12 protein-coding genes and 1 tRNA gene are annotated in these 14,557 nt (G+C 67.1%); 6 read left to right on the top strand and 7 right to left on the bottom strand.

What is annotated here, in order from left to right:
• Window positions 1-3: 3 nt before the first annotated feature.
• Window positions 4-309 carry an NIPSNAP family protein gene (locus QRN67_RS10955; RefSeq protein WP_285411777.1) on the bottom strand — a complete coding sequence of 102 codons (306 nt, stop codon included), beginning with the start codon at window positions 307-309 and terminating at the stop codon, window positions 4-6.
• A 119-nt stretch (window positions 310-428) separates the two neighbouring features.
• On the opposite strand from QRN67_RS10955, the gene QRN67_RS10950 reads away from it, so the two are divergent.
• Entirely contained in the window at window positions 429-1,073 is a 645-nt protein-coding gene (locus QRN67_RS10950) for a LysE family translocator (protein WP_081270889.1), read from the top strand.
• A gap of 16 nt (window positions 1,074-1,089) precedes the next feature.
• On the opposite strand, the gene QRN67_RS10945 is transcribed toward QRN67_RS10950, so the two are convergent.
• Genes QRN67_RS10945 through hpnC form a run of 5 tightly spaced genes read right to left on the bottom strand, consistent with a single transcriptional unit; the run spans window position 1,090 to window position 5,228 of the window.
• The gene (locus tag QRN67_RS10945; RefSeq protein ID WP_285411776.1) at window positions 1,090-1,398 is read right to left on the bottom strand and encodes a hypothetical protein; all 309 of its coding nucleotides are present in this window, start codon (window positions 1,396-1,398) and stop codon (window positions 1,090-1,092) included.
• Window positions 1,395-2,654, bottom strand: coding sequence for a hydroxysqualene dehydroxylase HpnE (gene hpnE, locus QRN67_RS10940; RefSeq protein ID WP_285411775.1), 1,260 nt, complete (start codon window positions 2,652-2,654; stop codon window positions 1,395-1,397). The genes QRN67_RS10945 and hpnE overlap by 4 nt, the downstream gene beginning before the upstream one ends.
• Entirely contained in the window at window positions 2,651-3,466 is an 816-nt protein-coding gene (locus QRN67_RS10935) for a hypothetical protein (protein WP_285411774.1), read from the bottom strand. The genes hpnE and QRN67_RS10935 overlap by 4 nt, the downstream gene beginning before the upstream one ends.
• Before the next feature lie 11 nt (window positions 3,467-3,477).
• Window positions 3,478-4,317: a presqualene diphosphate synthase HpnD gene (hpnD, locus tag QRN67_RS10930; protein ID WP_285411773.1), complete on the bottom strand. Its 840-nt coding sequence runs from the start codon at window positions 4,315-4,317 to the stop codon at window positions 3,478-3,480.
• On the bottom strand, window positions 4,314-5,228 hold the full coding sequence (hpnC, locus tag QRN67_RS10925; RefSeq protein WP_285411772.1) for a squalene synthase HpnC: 915 nt from the start codon (window positions 5,226-5,228) through the stop codon (window positions 4,314-4,316). Before hpnC ends, hpnD begins: the two co-directional genes overlap by 4 nt.
• Before the next feature lie 153 nt (window positions 5,229-5,381).
• On the opposite strand from hpnC, the gene QRN67_RS10920 reads away from it, so the two are divergent.
• The 4 genes from QRN67_RS10920 (at window position 5,382) to QRN67_RS10905 (ending at window position 11,905) form a co-directional block, all read left to right on the top strand.
• Window positions 5,382-7,226, top strand: a complete 1,845-nt coding sequence (locus tag QRN67_RS10920) for a potassium transporter Kup (RefSeq protein ID WP_285411863.1) — start codon at window positions 5,382-5,384, stop codon at window positions 7,224-7,226.
• Window positions 7,227-7,349: 123 nt separating this feature from the next.
• Entirely contained in the window at window positions 7,350-8,561 is a 1,212-nt protein-coding gene (locus tag QRN67_RS10915) for an efflux RND transporter periplasmic adaptor subunit (protein WP_285411771.1), read from the top strand.
• Window positions 8,558-11,716, top strand: coding sequence for an efflux RND transporter permease subunit (locus QRN67_RS10910; protein ID WP_285411770.1), 3,159 nt, complete (start codon window positions 8,558-8,560; stop codon window positions 11,714-11,716). The genes QRN67_RS10915 and QRN67_RS10910 overlap by 4 nt, the downstream gene beginning before the upstream one ends.
• A 102-nt stretch (window positions 11,717-11,818) precedes the next feature.
• Window positions 11,819-11,905 (top strand) — tRNA-Leu (locus QRN67_RS10905).
• Window positions 11,906-11,992: 87 nt separating this feature from the next.
• Here QRN67_RS10905 and QRN67_RS10900 read toward each other — a convergent pair.
• Entirely contained in the window at window positions 11,993-12,970 is a 978-nt protein-coding gene (locus QRN67_RS10900) for a tetratricopeptide repeat protein (RefSeq protein ID WP_285411769.1), read from the bottom strand.
• 266 nt (window positions 12,971-13,236) lie between these two features.
• Between QRN67_RS10900 and tig the strand changes: the two genes are divergently transcribed.
• Entirely contained in the window at window positions 13,237-14,553 is a 1,317-nt protein-coding gene (gene tig / locus QRN67_RS10895; RefSeq protein ID WP_081270881.1) for a trigger factor, read from the top strand.
• Window positions 14,554-14,557 lie beyond the last annotated feature (4 nt).

Genomic DNA, 14,557 nt, shown 5'->3' with positions numbered 1-14,557 from the left:
GCCTTACTTGAATACCGGGCGGAAGAAGCTGCGCTCGTAGCTGATGATGCAGCGGGTTTCTTCCGCGTACTTGAAGGCGGCTTGGCATTCCGGGTCCTGCATCGAGTCGGCGCGGTACTTTTCGTAGGCGGCCAGGCTCGGGAAGGTGAACATCGCCAGCGCGACGTTGTTCGTGCCTTCCGAAGGCAGGAAGTAGCCGTGGTGCTGGCCGCCGAACTTCTCGACCAGCGGGATCCAGAGCCTGCCGTAGTGCTCGAACTCCTTGAGCTTGTAGGCGTCGACGATGTAGCGCAGGTAGCAGGTGACCATGGGTGGGGTTCCGGGAGTGAGAGGGTATTAGCGCGGCGTCTGCGCCGATTCGCGGGGCTGACTATAGTTTCCCGTCGTCCTCAACTCCTTGCGGCATCGCGCCGCGCAGGAAACCCAAAGTGCATTTCTCGAACTGGCTCGTCTTCTGCGGCGTCACGCTGCTCGTCGCCTTCACGCCCGGACCGGCGGTGTTGCTCGCGGTCTCGAACTCGATGAGCGTGGGCCCGCGACGCGCGATGATCAGCTCGCTCGGCAACGCGACGGGGCTGTTCATGGTGTCGGCCGCGGCCATGGCCGGGCTGGGCGTGGTGCTCTCGACCTCCGCCCATGCCTTCATGCTGCTGAAGTTGGCCGGCGCGGCTTACCTGATCTACCTGGGCATCAAGCAGTGGCGCAGCCAGGGCAGCGTGTTCGCCGACCTGCAGGGCGCGCCGGCCGGTGCGGTGCCGCGTTCGGGCCTGCGCCTGTTCGGCAACGGCCTGACGGTGGCGCTGACCAACCCGAAGGGCATTCTTTTCTTCTCCGCGCTGTTCCCGCAATTCCTGACGCAGGACGCGCCGCTGGCCATGCAGTTCGCGGTGCTGACGACCACCTTCGCGACCGCCTCGGTGCTGTCGCATGCGTTCTACGTGCTGCTGGCGCGACTTCTGCGCAAGCAGCTCTCGGATCCGCGCCGCACGCGGCTGTTCAACAAGGTGTCGGGCGGGGCCTTCGTGCTGCTGGGCCTGAGCCTGCTGCGTTTGCGCAACAAGACGGCGGCCTGAGCTTCCTGTCGGGCGGTCAGTCGAGCGCGAACTGCTCGCGCAGCGCCGCGCAGAAGTCGGCGGTGCCGCTGAGCGAGAGGGTGACGGTGTCGAAGCGCGGGTTTTCTTCGCGCGTTTCCTGCAGGTCGTAGTCCCACATGGCGCCTTCGTCGAGGGCGCCGCGTGCGTGCGGGAACGTGGCCTCGGCCCACGCCAGCAGGGCGGCAATCTCTTGCTTGACCTCGGGCGTCTTCTCAGGCGTGGTCGACGCCATCGCGTCGAAGGTGCCGTGGCCTTCGGTGTCTTCGCTGTAGTCGAAGTCGAGGTAGCGCAGTTCGGTGGTCATGGGGTCAATGCCTTTGCGGCGGCGAGCCCGCTGAGGACGGCGCCTTCGAGCGTGGCCGGGTAGGGGCCTTCGGTGTAGTCGCCGCAGGCCTGCAGGCCGGGCGCGATGGCCGACGGAGGCCTGGCGAGGGCGGGTGTGCAGGCGAAGGTGGCGCGTTTCTCGACCACGGTCTGCACGAGCTGCAACCGCGTCTGGCCCAGTTGCCTGGCGGCCTGCGCGATCACCTGTTCTTCCAGCACTTCGCGCGAAGCCTCGTTGGCACTGACGACCATCGCGAGCACGCCTTGCATGCCGCCGAGCTGGCCCCGGTCGAAAGCGAACTGCGCGGGGGCGGTGGCCGGGTCGCTGCGCAGCGCCAGCATCGGTTCGGCCAGCGGCGAGGCGCCGCGCACATAGACGGTGGCGATGGCCTCGAAGCGCAGGGCCTCGGTGGTTGCGCACCAGGCATCCGCCTGCAGGCCGGACGCACGCACCAGCCGGGCGGCGTCCCACGGCGCGCATGCCAGCACGACCTGGTCGAAGATTTCATCGTCGACGCGCCACCGGCCGCCCTCGGATGCGATGGCGCGCACGCGGGTGCCGATGCGCACTTGCGCGCCCTGTGCGGTCAGCCACCGGATGGCCGCGTCGGGAAGCAGCGCGCCCAGGTCGGCACGGGGCAGCAGCAGGTCGGCGCCGCCGCTGCCGCTGAAGAGGGCATCCTTCAGCACGCGCAGGAACACTTCGCCGCTCGACTGCCCCACGGGTGTGTTGAGCGCCGACACGCACAGCGGCTCGATCAGCTCCTTCATCACGCGCGGGGTGAGGCCGGCGCACAGGTCGGCGACGGTGGTGCTGGCGGCGCAGCGAAAGCCCGCAAGGCGCCAGCCGATGGCGGTGCGCAGCAGCGACGACTTGTCGCGCCACGTCCAGCCGCGCGCGGTGAAGATGCCGGCCAGCAGGTCGAGCGGCGCGGGCAGCCGCGGCAGCTTGAGCCCGCCACCGTCCGCAAAGCGCAGCGACAGCGGCAGGCGCAACAGCACGCCGTCGACATCCACGCCGACATCGCGCATCAGCTTCAGCGTGGCGGTGTACGCGCCGATCAGGATGTGCTGCCCGTTGTCGAGCGCCAGCCCGTGCATGTCGTCGACGCGCCGCGCGCGGCCGCCGGGCATGTGCGCAGCTTCGAACAGCGTGACGGCATGCCCGAGCCGCGTGGCCTCGACCGCGCAGGCCAGGCCGGCCCAGCCGGCGCCGATGACGGCGAGTCTTTTCATTGAAAGTCGCGCGGGAGCAGGATGCGGTCGTTGTAGGGGGCCAGGTCGTTGTCCGGCTTCTCGCAACGGACGAAACACCCATGCGTCAGCAGCTCGATGCGCTCGGCCCTTGTCAGCCCGTCTTCGCGCATTCGCAGGCCGCTGTCATTCAAGTCGTATTTGCCGTCCGCGTTGAATAGCAGCTTGTCGCCCACGATGTAGTCACGCCTGAACTGCGTTGCCCATTGCGAGTTGGAGCCCCATCCGTCCGCCAGATCCTCCCTGGGCCGGTATTTGCGCCGGTGAGCCCAGTAGAGGGTCGACGACGTCGCGATTTCAGGTTGTAGTGCGCCACACACGCATGACACGGCGACACCTGCTCGCGAGAACATCATGGGACCGAGCATCAGTGCGGGCCAATCCACCCGTTCGAGATCGATGTAATCCTGGCGGGGTCGTGTTCCGTCTGCTTCGACGACTTCGACGATTTCATGAAAGAAGGGCGAGTAGGCCGGCTCGTCGACCACGCGAAAGCCCATGCCAGTCATGAACGCGAGGTACTCCGGCATGGTCAAGGCCGGGCCTTCCCAGCTGTCGTGTGTTCCCCGTTGAAACGCCATCAACAAGATCTGGTTGATGCGCGAAAGCGCATAGAGGCGCCATGAGTCATCGATTTCAATGGGCTCTGGCGACGTTTGCTGCTCGAACGCGGTCAACCATTCGCGCTCGCCTGCCATCCATGGACTGAGCAGTTCATGGAAAAGGTCAGCTTGGGGGTCTATGCTGAGGATCGCCCTGTACAGACCGACATGCGAAAGCTGGGAAGCATCCATGGAAACCGAAGCTAGATTCGCCCCAGCGCCTGGACTTTCCACGCCAGCCAGAACTTGCGCACCGGCGTCAGGCTCACGCGCTGGTTCAGCACCTGGAAATCGTCGCGTTCGATCTCGCGCAGCAGGGTGCGGTAGATGCTGGCCATCATGAGGCCCGGCTTCTGCGCGCGGCGGTCGGCCAGCTGGAGCAGGGCGAGCGCTTCGTCGTAGGCCGCGTGGGCGCGCGCGGCCTGGAACTTCATCAGCGCGACGAAGCGTTCCGAGTGCACGCGGTTCAGGATCTCGTGCGCCTTCACGTCGAACTTCTGCAGCTCGTTCACCGGCAGGTAGATGCGCCCGCGCAGGGCGTCTTCGCCTACGTCGCGCAAGATGTTGGTGAGCTGCAGCGCCAGGCCCAGCTTGTGGGCATAGGCGGTGGTCTGCGGATCGGTCTGGCCGAAGATGCGCGCCGCGACTTCGCCCACCACGCCGGCCACGAGGTGGCAGTAGCGCGCGAGTCCCTGGAAGTCGAGATAGCGGGTCTGGTCCAGGTCCATCTGGCAGCCGTCGATCACCTCGTTGAGCTGGCGCGCCTCGATGCCGTAGGCCGCGGCGTGCGGCATCAGCGCCTGCATCACGGGGTGGCGGGGCGTGCCCGCGAAGGACTGGGCCACCTCGGTGCGCCACCAGGCGAGCTTGGTGGCGGCCACGCCGGGGTCGCTGACCTCGTCGACCACGTCGTCGACCTCGCGGCAGAACGCATAGAAAGCCGTGATCGCGGCGCGGCGCGGCTTGGGGAGGAACAGGAAGGCGTAATAGAAACTGCTGCCCGAGGCGGCGGCCTTGTCTTGCACGTATTGCTCGGGATTCATCGGGGAGGCGCTGCTTTCATGGGCCGTGATTGTCTCCGCATCCGCATGGCCTTCCAGAGCAGCAGGGGGGCATCGGCCTTGCCGACGGTGGGGCGCTGCGAGAAGGTGTCGAAGCCGAGGTCGACGATCTTGTCGAGGATGCGCAGCCCGCCCTGCACCACGAGCCGCAGTTCCCAGCCAGCGCGGCCGGGCAGCCGGTGCACCAGCGGCGCGCCTTCCGTCATGAGCTCGCGCGCCCAGTAAGACACCACTGCTATCAGATTGATAGCTTCCTGCGGCGGCGGGGCCGGCGACAGCGGCGCGAACACCTTGAAGTTCTCGCGCGTCAGGCCGCGCCGGTCGCAGTCTGTCAGCGGGAAATAGAAACGCCCGCGCGGCAGGTCGACGCTCGGGTCCTGCCAGAAATTGATGAGCTGCAGCGCGCTGCAGATGGCGTCGCTCTGCGCCAGCGCCTGCGCATCGTGCACGCCGTAGAGGTGCAACAGCAGCCGGCCGACCGGGTTGGCGGAGCGGCGGCAGTAGTCGAGCAGCTCGGCGCGGTCGGCGTAGGTGCCGTGGTCGCGGGTTTTCTCGATGTCCTGCATGAAGGCGCTCAGCAGGTCGGCGAGCAGGTCTTCGGGCAGCTTGTGCTGCGCGATGCTGTGGGCCAGCGGGCCGAACACATGGGGCCAGCGCGATGACGGCAGCACCTCGCCCTGCGCGGCGGCGGCCAGTTCCTCTCGGTAGGCGCGCAGATCGGCCAGCCGCTGATCCGGCAAGGCCTCGCCTTCGTCGGCGATGTCGTCGGCGGTGCGCGCGAAGTGGTAGATCGCGGCAATGGGCGGGCGCAGGTGCGGCGGGCACAGCCAGGAGGCTACGGGGAAGTTCTCGTAGTGGGCCGGCGGGTTGGCAAGGTGGGGAGTGGCGGACACGCCACGATTGTCCGCGACGACGCAGCGCCCCGGCACTATGCTCGCAGCGTCGCCACTTTGAACTTCCTGCTTCTCATGAAAGCATCCGCACCGGCTTCCGGGTCCCAGGTTTCAGCGTACGGCGAGGCGGCGCACCCGGCGGGGCCGACGCTCATGATCGCCGCGCTGGGGGTGGTGTTCGGCGACATCGGCACTTCGCCGCTCTATGCCTTCAAGGAGACGATGAACCCCGAGCACGGCGTGCCGTTCTCGCCCGATTCGGTGCTGGGGCTGCTCTCGCTGATCTTCTGGGGGCTGATGTTCGTGGTCACGCTGAAGTACGTGGTGTTCGTGCTGCGCGCTGACCACGACGGCGAGGGCGGCATCCTGGCGCTGCAGGCGCTGGCGCGCAACGCGGTGTCCGGGCCGAAGACGAAGCCCTGGGTATGGAACGTGATCGGCATGCTCGGGCTGGTGGGCGCGGCCATGTTCTACGGCGACAGCCTGATCACGCCGGCCATCTCGGTGCTGTCGGCGGTCGAGGGCCTGGAGGTGCAGGCGCCGGTGCTGCAGAAGGCGGTGCTGCCGATCACGGTGGTCATTCTCATCGGGCTGTTCGCGGTGCAGAAGAAGGGCACGGGCGTAGTCGGCAAGGTGTTCGGGCCGGTCATGCTGCTGTGGTTCCTGATATTGGCCGCGGCCGGACTGTGGCAGGTGCTGCAGCAGCCGCAGGTGCTGGCGGCGCTCGATCCGCGCCGGGCGCTGGGCTTCCTGGTCGAACACCGGGCGCAGTCGCTGGCGGTGCTGGGCGCGGTGTTCCTGGCCTTCACGGGCGGCGAGGCGCTGTATGCCGACATGGGGCACTTCGGCGCCCGGCCGATCCGGCTCGCATGGCTGTTCATCGCGCTGCCGGGGCTGGTGCTGAACTACTTCGGGCAGGGCGCGCTGGTGCTGGCCAACCCGGCGGCCATCGACAACCCGTTCTTCCGCCTTTTCCCCGCGTGGGGCGTGCTGCCGATGGTGGTGCTGGCGGCAATGGCCACGGTCATTGCATCGCAGGCCGTGATCTCGGGCGCCTTCTCGCTCACGGCGCAGGCGATGCGCATGGGCTACCTGCCGCGCATGCGGGTGATCCAGACCTCGGGCACGGCGATCGGGCAGATCTACGTGCCCACGGTCAACTGGCTGCTGATGGTGGGGGTGCTGCTGCTGGTGCTGGGCTTCCGCAGTTCGGGCGCGCTGTCGGCGGCCTACGGCATCGCCGTGTCGATCACCATGGTGACGACCACGCTGCTGGCCGGCATCGTGGCCTGGGGGCTGTGGCGCTGGAACAAGGTGGCTGTGGTGGTCGGCGTGGCGGCCTTCGCGGTGGTCGACCTGACCTTCGTGGTGGCCAACAGCCTGAAGATTGCCGAGGGCGGCTGGCTCACGCTGGCGGTGGCGGTCGTGGTGATGGTGGTCTTCACCACCTGGGCCAAGGGCCGCCGGCTGGGACTGGAAGCCGCCGCGGCCGAGAGCCTGCCGCTGCGGACCTTCATCGAGTCGCTGGCGCTGCACATGCCGCACCGGGTGAGCGGCACGGCGGTGTTCCTGAACCCCGACGCCACGGCGGTGCCGCATGCGTTGCTGCACAACCTCAAGCACAACCAGGTTCTGCACGAGCAGGTCATCGTGCTGCGCGTGCTGCCCTGCGACACGCCGCGCGTCGATGCGCGCAACCGCATCGAGGCCGAGCAGCTGATGGAGGGCATATGGGTGGTCACCGCGCGGCACGGCTTCATGGAGCGGCCCGACGTGCCCGAGTTCATCCGCATCCTGGCCTACCAGAAGACGCTGGCGATCGACTCGATGAAAACCTCGTACTTCGTCTCGCGCGCCTCGGTCGGCGAGGAAAACCTGCCGGGCCTGAACCCGATACGGCGCGCGCTGTTCGGCTGGCTGCAGCGCAATGCGGGCCGGGCATCGGACTATTTCGAGCTGCCGGACAACCGGCTGGTGGAGATGGGGCAGCGTACGTAGGCGGCGGCCGGAGCCCAGATCGGGCTCTAGTGACCAGCGGGTCATTGACAGTGGTTCGGGTTTATCCTAGATTACTAACCAGTGGGTCATTAATGGCCCGGTTCGTCCTCTCCTGGGTGTCTCATGACCGCCTCCACCACTGTCTTTTCCCGCGCCCGCAGCGCCGCATGGCTGCTGTTTCCCGCCGTCTTCCTGGCTGGCTGCTCGCCTAAACCTGCGGTCGAGGACCCCGTTCGCGCGGTCAAGGTCGTGACCGTGGGGGCGAGCGAGTTCGACGCCCAGCCCGAGTTCTCCGCCGAGGTGCGGGCGCGCGTCGAGTCGCGGCTGGGCTTCCGCGTGGCGGGCAAGATCACCCGGCGCCAGGCGGAACTGGGCCAGCACGTGCAGGCCGGCCAGGTGCTGGCGCAACTCGATCCGCAGGATTACCGGCTCGCCGCCGAAGCCGCCCGCGCCCAGCAGGCCGCCGCGCTGACCAATCGTGACCTCGCGGCAGCCGACCTGAAGCGCTATCGCGAACTGCGCGAGCAGAACTTCATCAGCGGCGCCGAACTGGAGCGCCGCGAAACCACCTGGAAGGCCGCGCAGGCTCAGCTCGAACAGGCGCAGGCACAGCTTTCCTCGCAGGGCAACCAGGCCAACTACACGACGCTGGTGGCCGACGTGGCCGGCATCGTCACCGCCATCGAGGCCGAGCCGGGCCAGGTGGTGCAGGCCGGCACGCCGGTCGTGCGCATTGCGCAGGACGGCGCGCGCGACGTGGTGTTCGCGGTGCCGGAAGACCGCGCCACGCTCGTCAAGATCGGCTCGCCGGTCACCGTGCGCGGCTGGTCGGGCGGCAACGAACTGCAGGGCCAGGTGCGCGAGGTGGCGGCCAGCGCCGATGCCGTGACGCGCACGTATTCGGTCAAGGTCGCGATCGACGCGGCCGCCTCGCCGCCGCTCGGCGCCACGGTCTATGCACGGCCGCAGGCGCTGGCGCACGCCACCACCGCTGTCATGAAGCTGCCGACCAGCGCGCTGCGCCAGGAGGGCAAGGGCACGGCCGTGTGGGTGCTCGACCAGTCGACCATGACGGTGCGCTCGCAGGCCGTGCAGGTGGCCACGGCAGACGGCAACGAGGCCGTCATCGCCAGCGGCATCACGCCCGGCATGATGGTCGTGGCCGCCGGCGTGCACGTGCTTTCGCCGGGGCAGAAGGTCACCATCTACCAGTCGAAGGAGGCGGCCGCGGCCGCCGCCAATGCCGGTGCGAAGGCATCGGCACAGCCCGTGGCGGCCGTCGCCGCGAGCGGCAAGGAGATCGCCGCAGGCGCAACCGGCGGTGCTGCCAAATGAGCGGCAGCCCGGCGAACCCCAACGACAAGCCCGCCGGCTTCAACCTCTCCAGATGGGCGCTGGACCACGCGCCCCTGACGCGCTACCTGATGGTGGTGCTGATGGTGCTGGGCGTGTTCGCGTACTTCCAGCTCGGGCAGGACGAAGACCCGCCGTTCACCTTCCGCGCCATGGTCGTGAAGACCTACTGGCCCGGCGCCACCGCGCAGCAGGTGGCCGAGCAGGTCACCGACAAGCTCGAGCGCACGCTGCAGGAAGCGCCTTACGCCGACAAGATCCGCAGCTATTCGAAGCCGGGCGAGTCGCAGATCATCTTCAACATCAAGGACTCCTCGAAGTCCACCGAGGTGGCGAACGTCTGGTACACGGTGCGCAAGAAGATCGGCGACATGCGCGCCACCTTGCCGGCCGGCGTGCAGGGGCCGTTCTTCAATGACGACTTCGGCGATGTCTACGGCGTGATCTACGCGCTGGAGAGCGAAGGCTTCAGCTACGCCGAGCTCAAGACGATGGCCGACGACGTGCGCCAGCAGTTGCTGCGCGTGAAAGACGTGGCCAAGGTCGACCAGTTCGGCGTGCAGGACGAGAAGGTCTACATCGAGATCTCCCAGAAGCGCCTGGCACAGCTCGGGCTCGACTTCAACGCGGTGCTGCAGCAGCTCGGCTCGCAGAACGCGGTGGAGAGCGCGGGCTCCATCTCGTCGCCGCAGGACGTGGTGCAGGTGCGCGTGGCCGGCCAGTTCACCAGCGTCGACCAACTGCGCGACATGCCCATCCGCGGCAGCTCGGGCAGCCAGCTCAAGCTGGGCGACATCGCGGACATCGATCGCGGCTACGTCGATCCGCCGGCGGTCAAGGTGCACCACCAGGGCAAGGAAGTGATTGCGCTCGGTGTGTCGATGGCCAAGGGCGGCGACATCATCGCGCTGGGCAAGGCGCTGAAGGCCACCACCGCCACCATCGACAAGCGCCTGCCGGCCGGCGTGAAGCTGGCGCAGGTGCAGGACCAGCCGGTGTCGGTCGCCAGCTCGGTCAACGAATTCGTCGGCGTGCTGATCGAGGCCGTGGCCATCGTGCTGGCCGTGAGCATCATCTCGCTCGGCCTGCACAGGGGCGGGCGCTTCGGCTGGTACATCGACATGCGTCCCGGGCTGGTGGTGGCGATCACCATTCCGCTGGTGCTGGCCGTGACCTTCCTGGCGATGAACTACTTTGGCATCGGGCTGCACAAGATATCGCTAGGCTCGCTCATCATCGCGCTAGGGCTGCTGGTGGACGACGCCATCATCGCGGTCGAGATGATGGTGCGGAAGATGGAAGAGGGCTACGACAAGGCGCGCGCCGCCACCTACGCCTACGACGTCACGGCCAAGCCGATGCTCACGGGCACGCTCATCACGGCGGCCGGCTTCCTGCCGATCGGGTTGGCGAAGTCGGTGACGGGGGAGTACACCTTCGCGATCTTCGCGGTGACGGTGATCGCGCTGGTGCTGTCGTGGATCGTCTCGGTGTACTTCGTGCCGTACCTCGGCACGCTGCTGCTCAAGGTGAAGCCGCACGACCCTGACGCGCCCCCGCACGAGCTGTTCGACACGCCGTTCTACAACGCCTTCCGCCGCGCGGTGAACTGGTGCGTGCAGCACCGCTGGATGACCATCGGCGCCACCGTGCTGATCTTCGCGCTCGGCATCGTCGGGATGGGCAAGGTGCAGCAGCAGTTCTTCCCGGACTCGAGCCGACCGGAGATCCTGGTGGACATCTGGTTCCCAGAAGGCACCTCGTTCGCCGCGAACGAGGAAGTGGCCAGGCGCGTGGAGAAGCGTTTCATGGAAGAGGCCGGCGTGAGCACGGTCAGCACCTGGATCGGCTCCGGCGTGCCGCGCTTCTACCTGCCGCTGGACCAGGTGTTCCCGCAGACCAACGTGTCGCAGCTCATCGTGCTGGCCAAGGACCTGAAGGTGCGCGAAACGCTGCGCCTGAAGCTGCCGCAGCTGCTGGCGCAGGAGTTTCCCGAGGTACGCGGCCGCGTCAAGCTGCTGCCCAACGGGCCGCCCGTGGCGTACCCGGTGCAGTTCCGCGTGATCGGACCGGACCCCGCATTGCTGCGCGGCCATGCCGACGAGGTCAAGGCCGTGCTGCGCGACAACGCCAACATGCGCGGCGTGAACGACAACTGGAACGAGTCGGTGAAGGTGATCCGCCTCGAGGTCGACCAGGCCAAGGCCCGCGCCCTGGGCGTGACCAGCCAGGCCATCGCGCAGGCATCGAAGACGATGTTCAGCGGCACCACCGTAGGCCAGTACCGCGAGAACGACCTGCTGATCGACATCGTGCTGCGCCAGGCGCCCGACGAGCGCCAGGCCATCTCGGACATCGGCAATGCCTACATCCCGACGAGTTCGGGCCGCTCGATTCCGCTCGCGCAGATCGCCAAGCCGGTGTTCACCTGGGAGCCGGGCGTGATGTGGCGCGAGAACCGCGACTACGCCATCACCGTGCAGGGCGACGTCATAGAGGGCCTGCAGGGCGCGACCGTGACCACCCAGTTGCTGCCGAAGCTGCGCGAGCTGGAGGCCGGCTGGGCCGCGGCCGGGCAGGGCGGCTATCGCATCGAGGTGGCGGGCGCCGCCGAGGAAAGCAGCAAGGGCTCGGCCTCCATCGTGGCTGGCGTGCCGATCATGCTGTTCCTGGTGTTCACGCTGCTGATGCTGCAACTGCACAGCTTCAGCCGCTCGCTGCTGGTTTTCATCACCGGGCCGATGGGCATTGCCGGCGTGGCCGGCGCGCTGCTGGTGCTGAACCGGCCGTTCGGCTTCGTCGCGCTGCTGGGCGTGATCGCGCTGATGGGCATGATCCAGCGCAATGCGGTGATCCTGATCGACCAGATCGAGATCGACCGCGCGGCGGGCGTGCCGGCGTGGGACGCGATCGTCGAGTCGGCGGTGCGGCGGCTGCGGCCGATCGTGCTGACGGCAGCTGCCGCGGTGCTGGCGATGATCCCGTTGTCGCGCAGCGTTTTCTGGGGGCCGATGGCGGTTGCGATCATGGGCGGGCTGATCGTGGCAACGGTGTTGACCCTGCTCGCGTTGCCTGCGATGTACGCCGCTGCATTCCGTGTGAGGCGCGAGCCGAAAGCGGCGCCGATTAGCGTCTAAAATACAAAGCTGACCGATTTCAAGCGGATGGTCTTTGGCCCACGGGAATCCGTGGCGCAGAAAGCCCGTCCGCTTTTGCATTCACCTGAAAAGATTGGCATCGCGCGGGTGGCGAAATTGGTAGACGCACCAGGTTTAGGTCCTGACGTTCGCAAGAACGTGCCGGTTCGAGTCCGGCCCCGCGCACCAGCCCTCTGCTAAGTAGCCCGTTCTATCGAGCAGTTGAAAAAGCCCCGTTTCGTGAGGAACGGGGCTTTTTCTTTTCGGCGGGCTCTTTTACCAGTCGTTGTCGCTGCTGCTGTCGCTGCCGCTGTCGAAACTGCCGCCGCCGCTCGAGTCGTCCCAGGAACTCGTGTCCTTGATGCCGAAGTCGTTGTCGACGATGCGGTCGGGCTCCGGGGTGGTCGACGAGGGCCAGAGGCCGCGGCCCATTTCGGTGTTGCCGTTGTCTGCGATGCGGGTCGTGCCACTGTCCCTGTTGTCGATCACGCAGTTGTTGTCGCTGCCGTGCATCCAGTGGCGAACCGCCTCTTGCGCGACCATCGCGCCGACGCCCACGGCCGCACCCGTGGCAAGGGCCGAGCCGAGGCCCATGCCGGGGCTGGCGGCGGGCGGCGGCGCGGGCGTCCAGTTGCCGCCCGGGCCGTAGTTTCCATAGTTTCCATAGCCCGCCGGCGCACCTTGCTGCATGCCGGGCATGCCCGGCCCGGGGCCGTACGACGGGGCGGCCGGTGCGGCGGGCGGCGCGACCCGGCGCCGGAAGGCGAGGTAGCCGACGACCAGCAGCCCCAGCAGGGCGATGGGCATCCACGGCACGGAACTCGTCCGGCTCTCGGCGGCGCGCGGTGCCGGCGCAGCGGGCTCGCTCACGCGGGAGGGCGTGCTCCTGGCCTGCGGCGCCGGCTTGTCGAGCTTGTTCGTGAGCCTTTCGACGGCCTCGGGTTTGGCGAAGTCGAGTGCGGGCGACAGCGCCTTCGCCTTGGCGAGTTCGCTTCTCGCGTCGTCGAGCCTGCCTTCGGCCGCGAGCAGCTCGGAGTGCACGAAATGCGCTTTCGCGCTGTCGGGGTGGTCTTTCAGCACCTTCGCGATCATCGCGTCGGCGTCGGACATCCGGCCGCCGTTGGCGGCCTCGTAGATCTGCTGGATGGTCGGGTCTTTCGGAGCCGGCGCGTCGGTCCTGGCCTGCGCGAGGGAGGGCATGCCGAATGCCACGGCAAGGCTGAGGGCGAGGGCGGCAAACATTCGCTGGATCATGAGAATTTTCCTGTGCATCCCTGTGAGTGAGGATGAATCGAGAGTCACTGTACGACCCGAATATTGGCCAAACCTGACCGCCGATCGCCCCGCGCTTCAACCCCGTGAAAACCCGCTTTCCCGCCGGATTAGAATCCCGGGTTGCCCAGTTTTGCAGGCGGCACCCGCGTGCCTCCGCATAAATCCCGCCAGCGCGTGTAAGTCCTTGATCTGTATTGATAAAAAGATGCAGGCCCCGCGCACAGCCCCCTTACCAGGAAGACATCATGACCGTGACCGTTGAAACTCTCGAGAAGCTCGAACGCAAGATCACGCTGACCCTGCCGGTCGGCACCATCCAGTCCGAAGTCGATTCGCGCCTCAAGAAGCTCGCGCGCACCGTCAAGATGGACGGCTTCCGTCCCGGCAAGGTGCCGATGAACGTCGTGGCCCAGCGCTATGGCTACTCGGTGCACTACGAAGTCATGAACGACAAGGTCGGCGAAGCCTTCTCGCAAGCCGCGAACGAAGCCAAGCTGCGTGTCGCCGGCCAGCCCCGCATCACCGAGAAGGAAAACGCACCCGAAGGCGAACTGGCCTTCGACGCGGTCTTCGAAGTGTTCCCTGAAGTCAAGATCAACGACCTGTCGGGTGCCGAGGTCGAGAAGCTCTCGGCCGAAGTGGGCGACGACGCCATCGACAAGACCCTCGACATCCTTCGCAAGCAACGCCGCACCTTCGCCCAGCGCGCCCAAGACGCCGTGGCGCAAGATGGCGACCGCGTGACGGTCGACTTCGAAGGCAAGATCGACGGCGAGCCCTTCCAGGGCGGCAAGGCCGAAGACTTCCAGTTCATCGTCGGCGAAGGCCAGATGCTCAAGGAATTCGAAGACGCCGTGCGTGGCATGAAGTCCGGCGACAGCCGCACCTTCCCGCTGTCGTTCCCGGCCGACTACCACGGCAAGGACGTGGCCGGCAAGCAAGCCGACTTCCTCGTGACCGTGAAGAAGATCGAAGCCTCGCACCTGCCGGAAGTCAACGAACAGCTCGCCAAGTCGCTCGGCATCGCCGAAGCCACCGTGGAAGGCCTGCGCGCCGACATCAAGCGCAACCTCGAGCGCGAAGTGAAGTTCCGCCTGCTGGCACGCAACAAGAACGCCGTGATGGACGCCCTGGTGGCCAACGCCGAACTCGACCTGCCCAACGCCAGCGTGCAAGCCGAAGTGAACCGCATGGTCGAAGGCGCCCGCGCCGAACTGAAGCAGCGCGGCATCAAGGACGCCGACAAGGCACCGATCCCCGACGAAGTGTTCCGCCCGCAAGCCGAGCGTCGCGTGCGCCTGGGCCTGGTGGTGGCCGAACTGGTGCGTGCCAACAACCTGCAGGCCAAGCCCGAGCAGATCAAGGCCCACATCGACGAGCTGGCTGCCAGCTACGAGAAGCCGGCCGACGTGGTGCGCTGGTACTTCAGCGACAACAACCGCCTGGCCGAAGTCGAAGCCGTGGTCATCGAGAACAACGTGACCGACTTCGTCCTGGGCAAGGCCAAGGTCAATGAAAAGTCGGTGTCGTTCGACGAACTGATGGCGCAGCAGCAGGGCTGATTTC

The sequence above is a fragment of the Variovorax sp. efr-133-TYG-130 genome (genome assembly GCF_030208835.1).
GTDB lineage: Bacteria > Pseudomonadota > Gammaproteobacteria > Burkholderiales > Burkholderiaceae_C > Variovorax.
The sequence above is the reverse complement of the archived record's forward strand: the minus strand, read 5'-3'. Positions and strand labels throughout refer to the sequence as shown.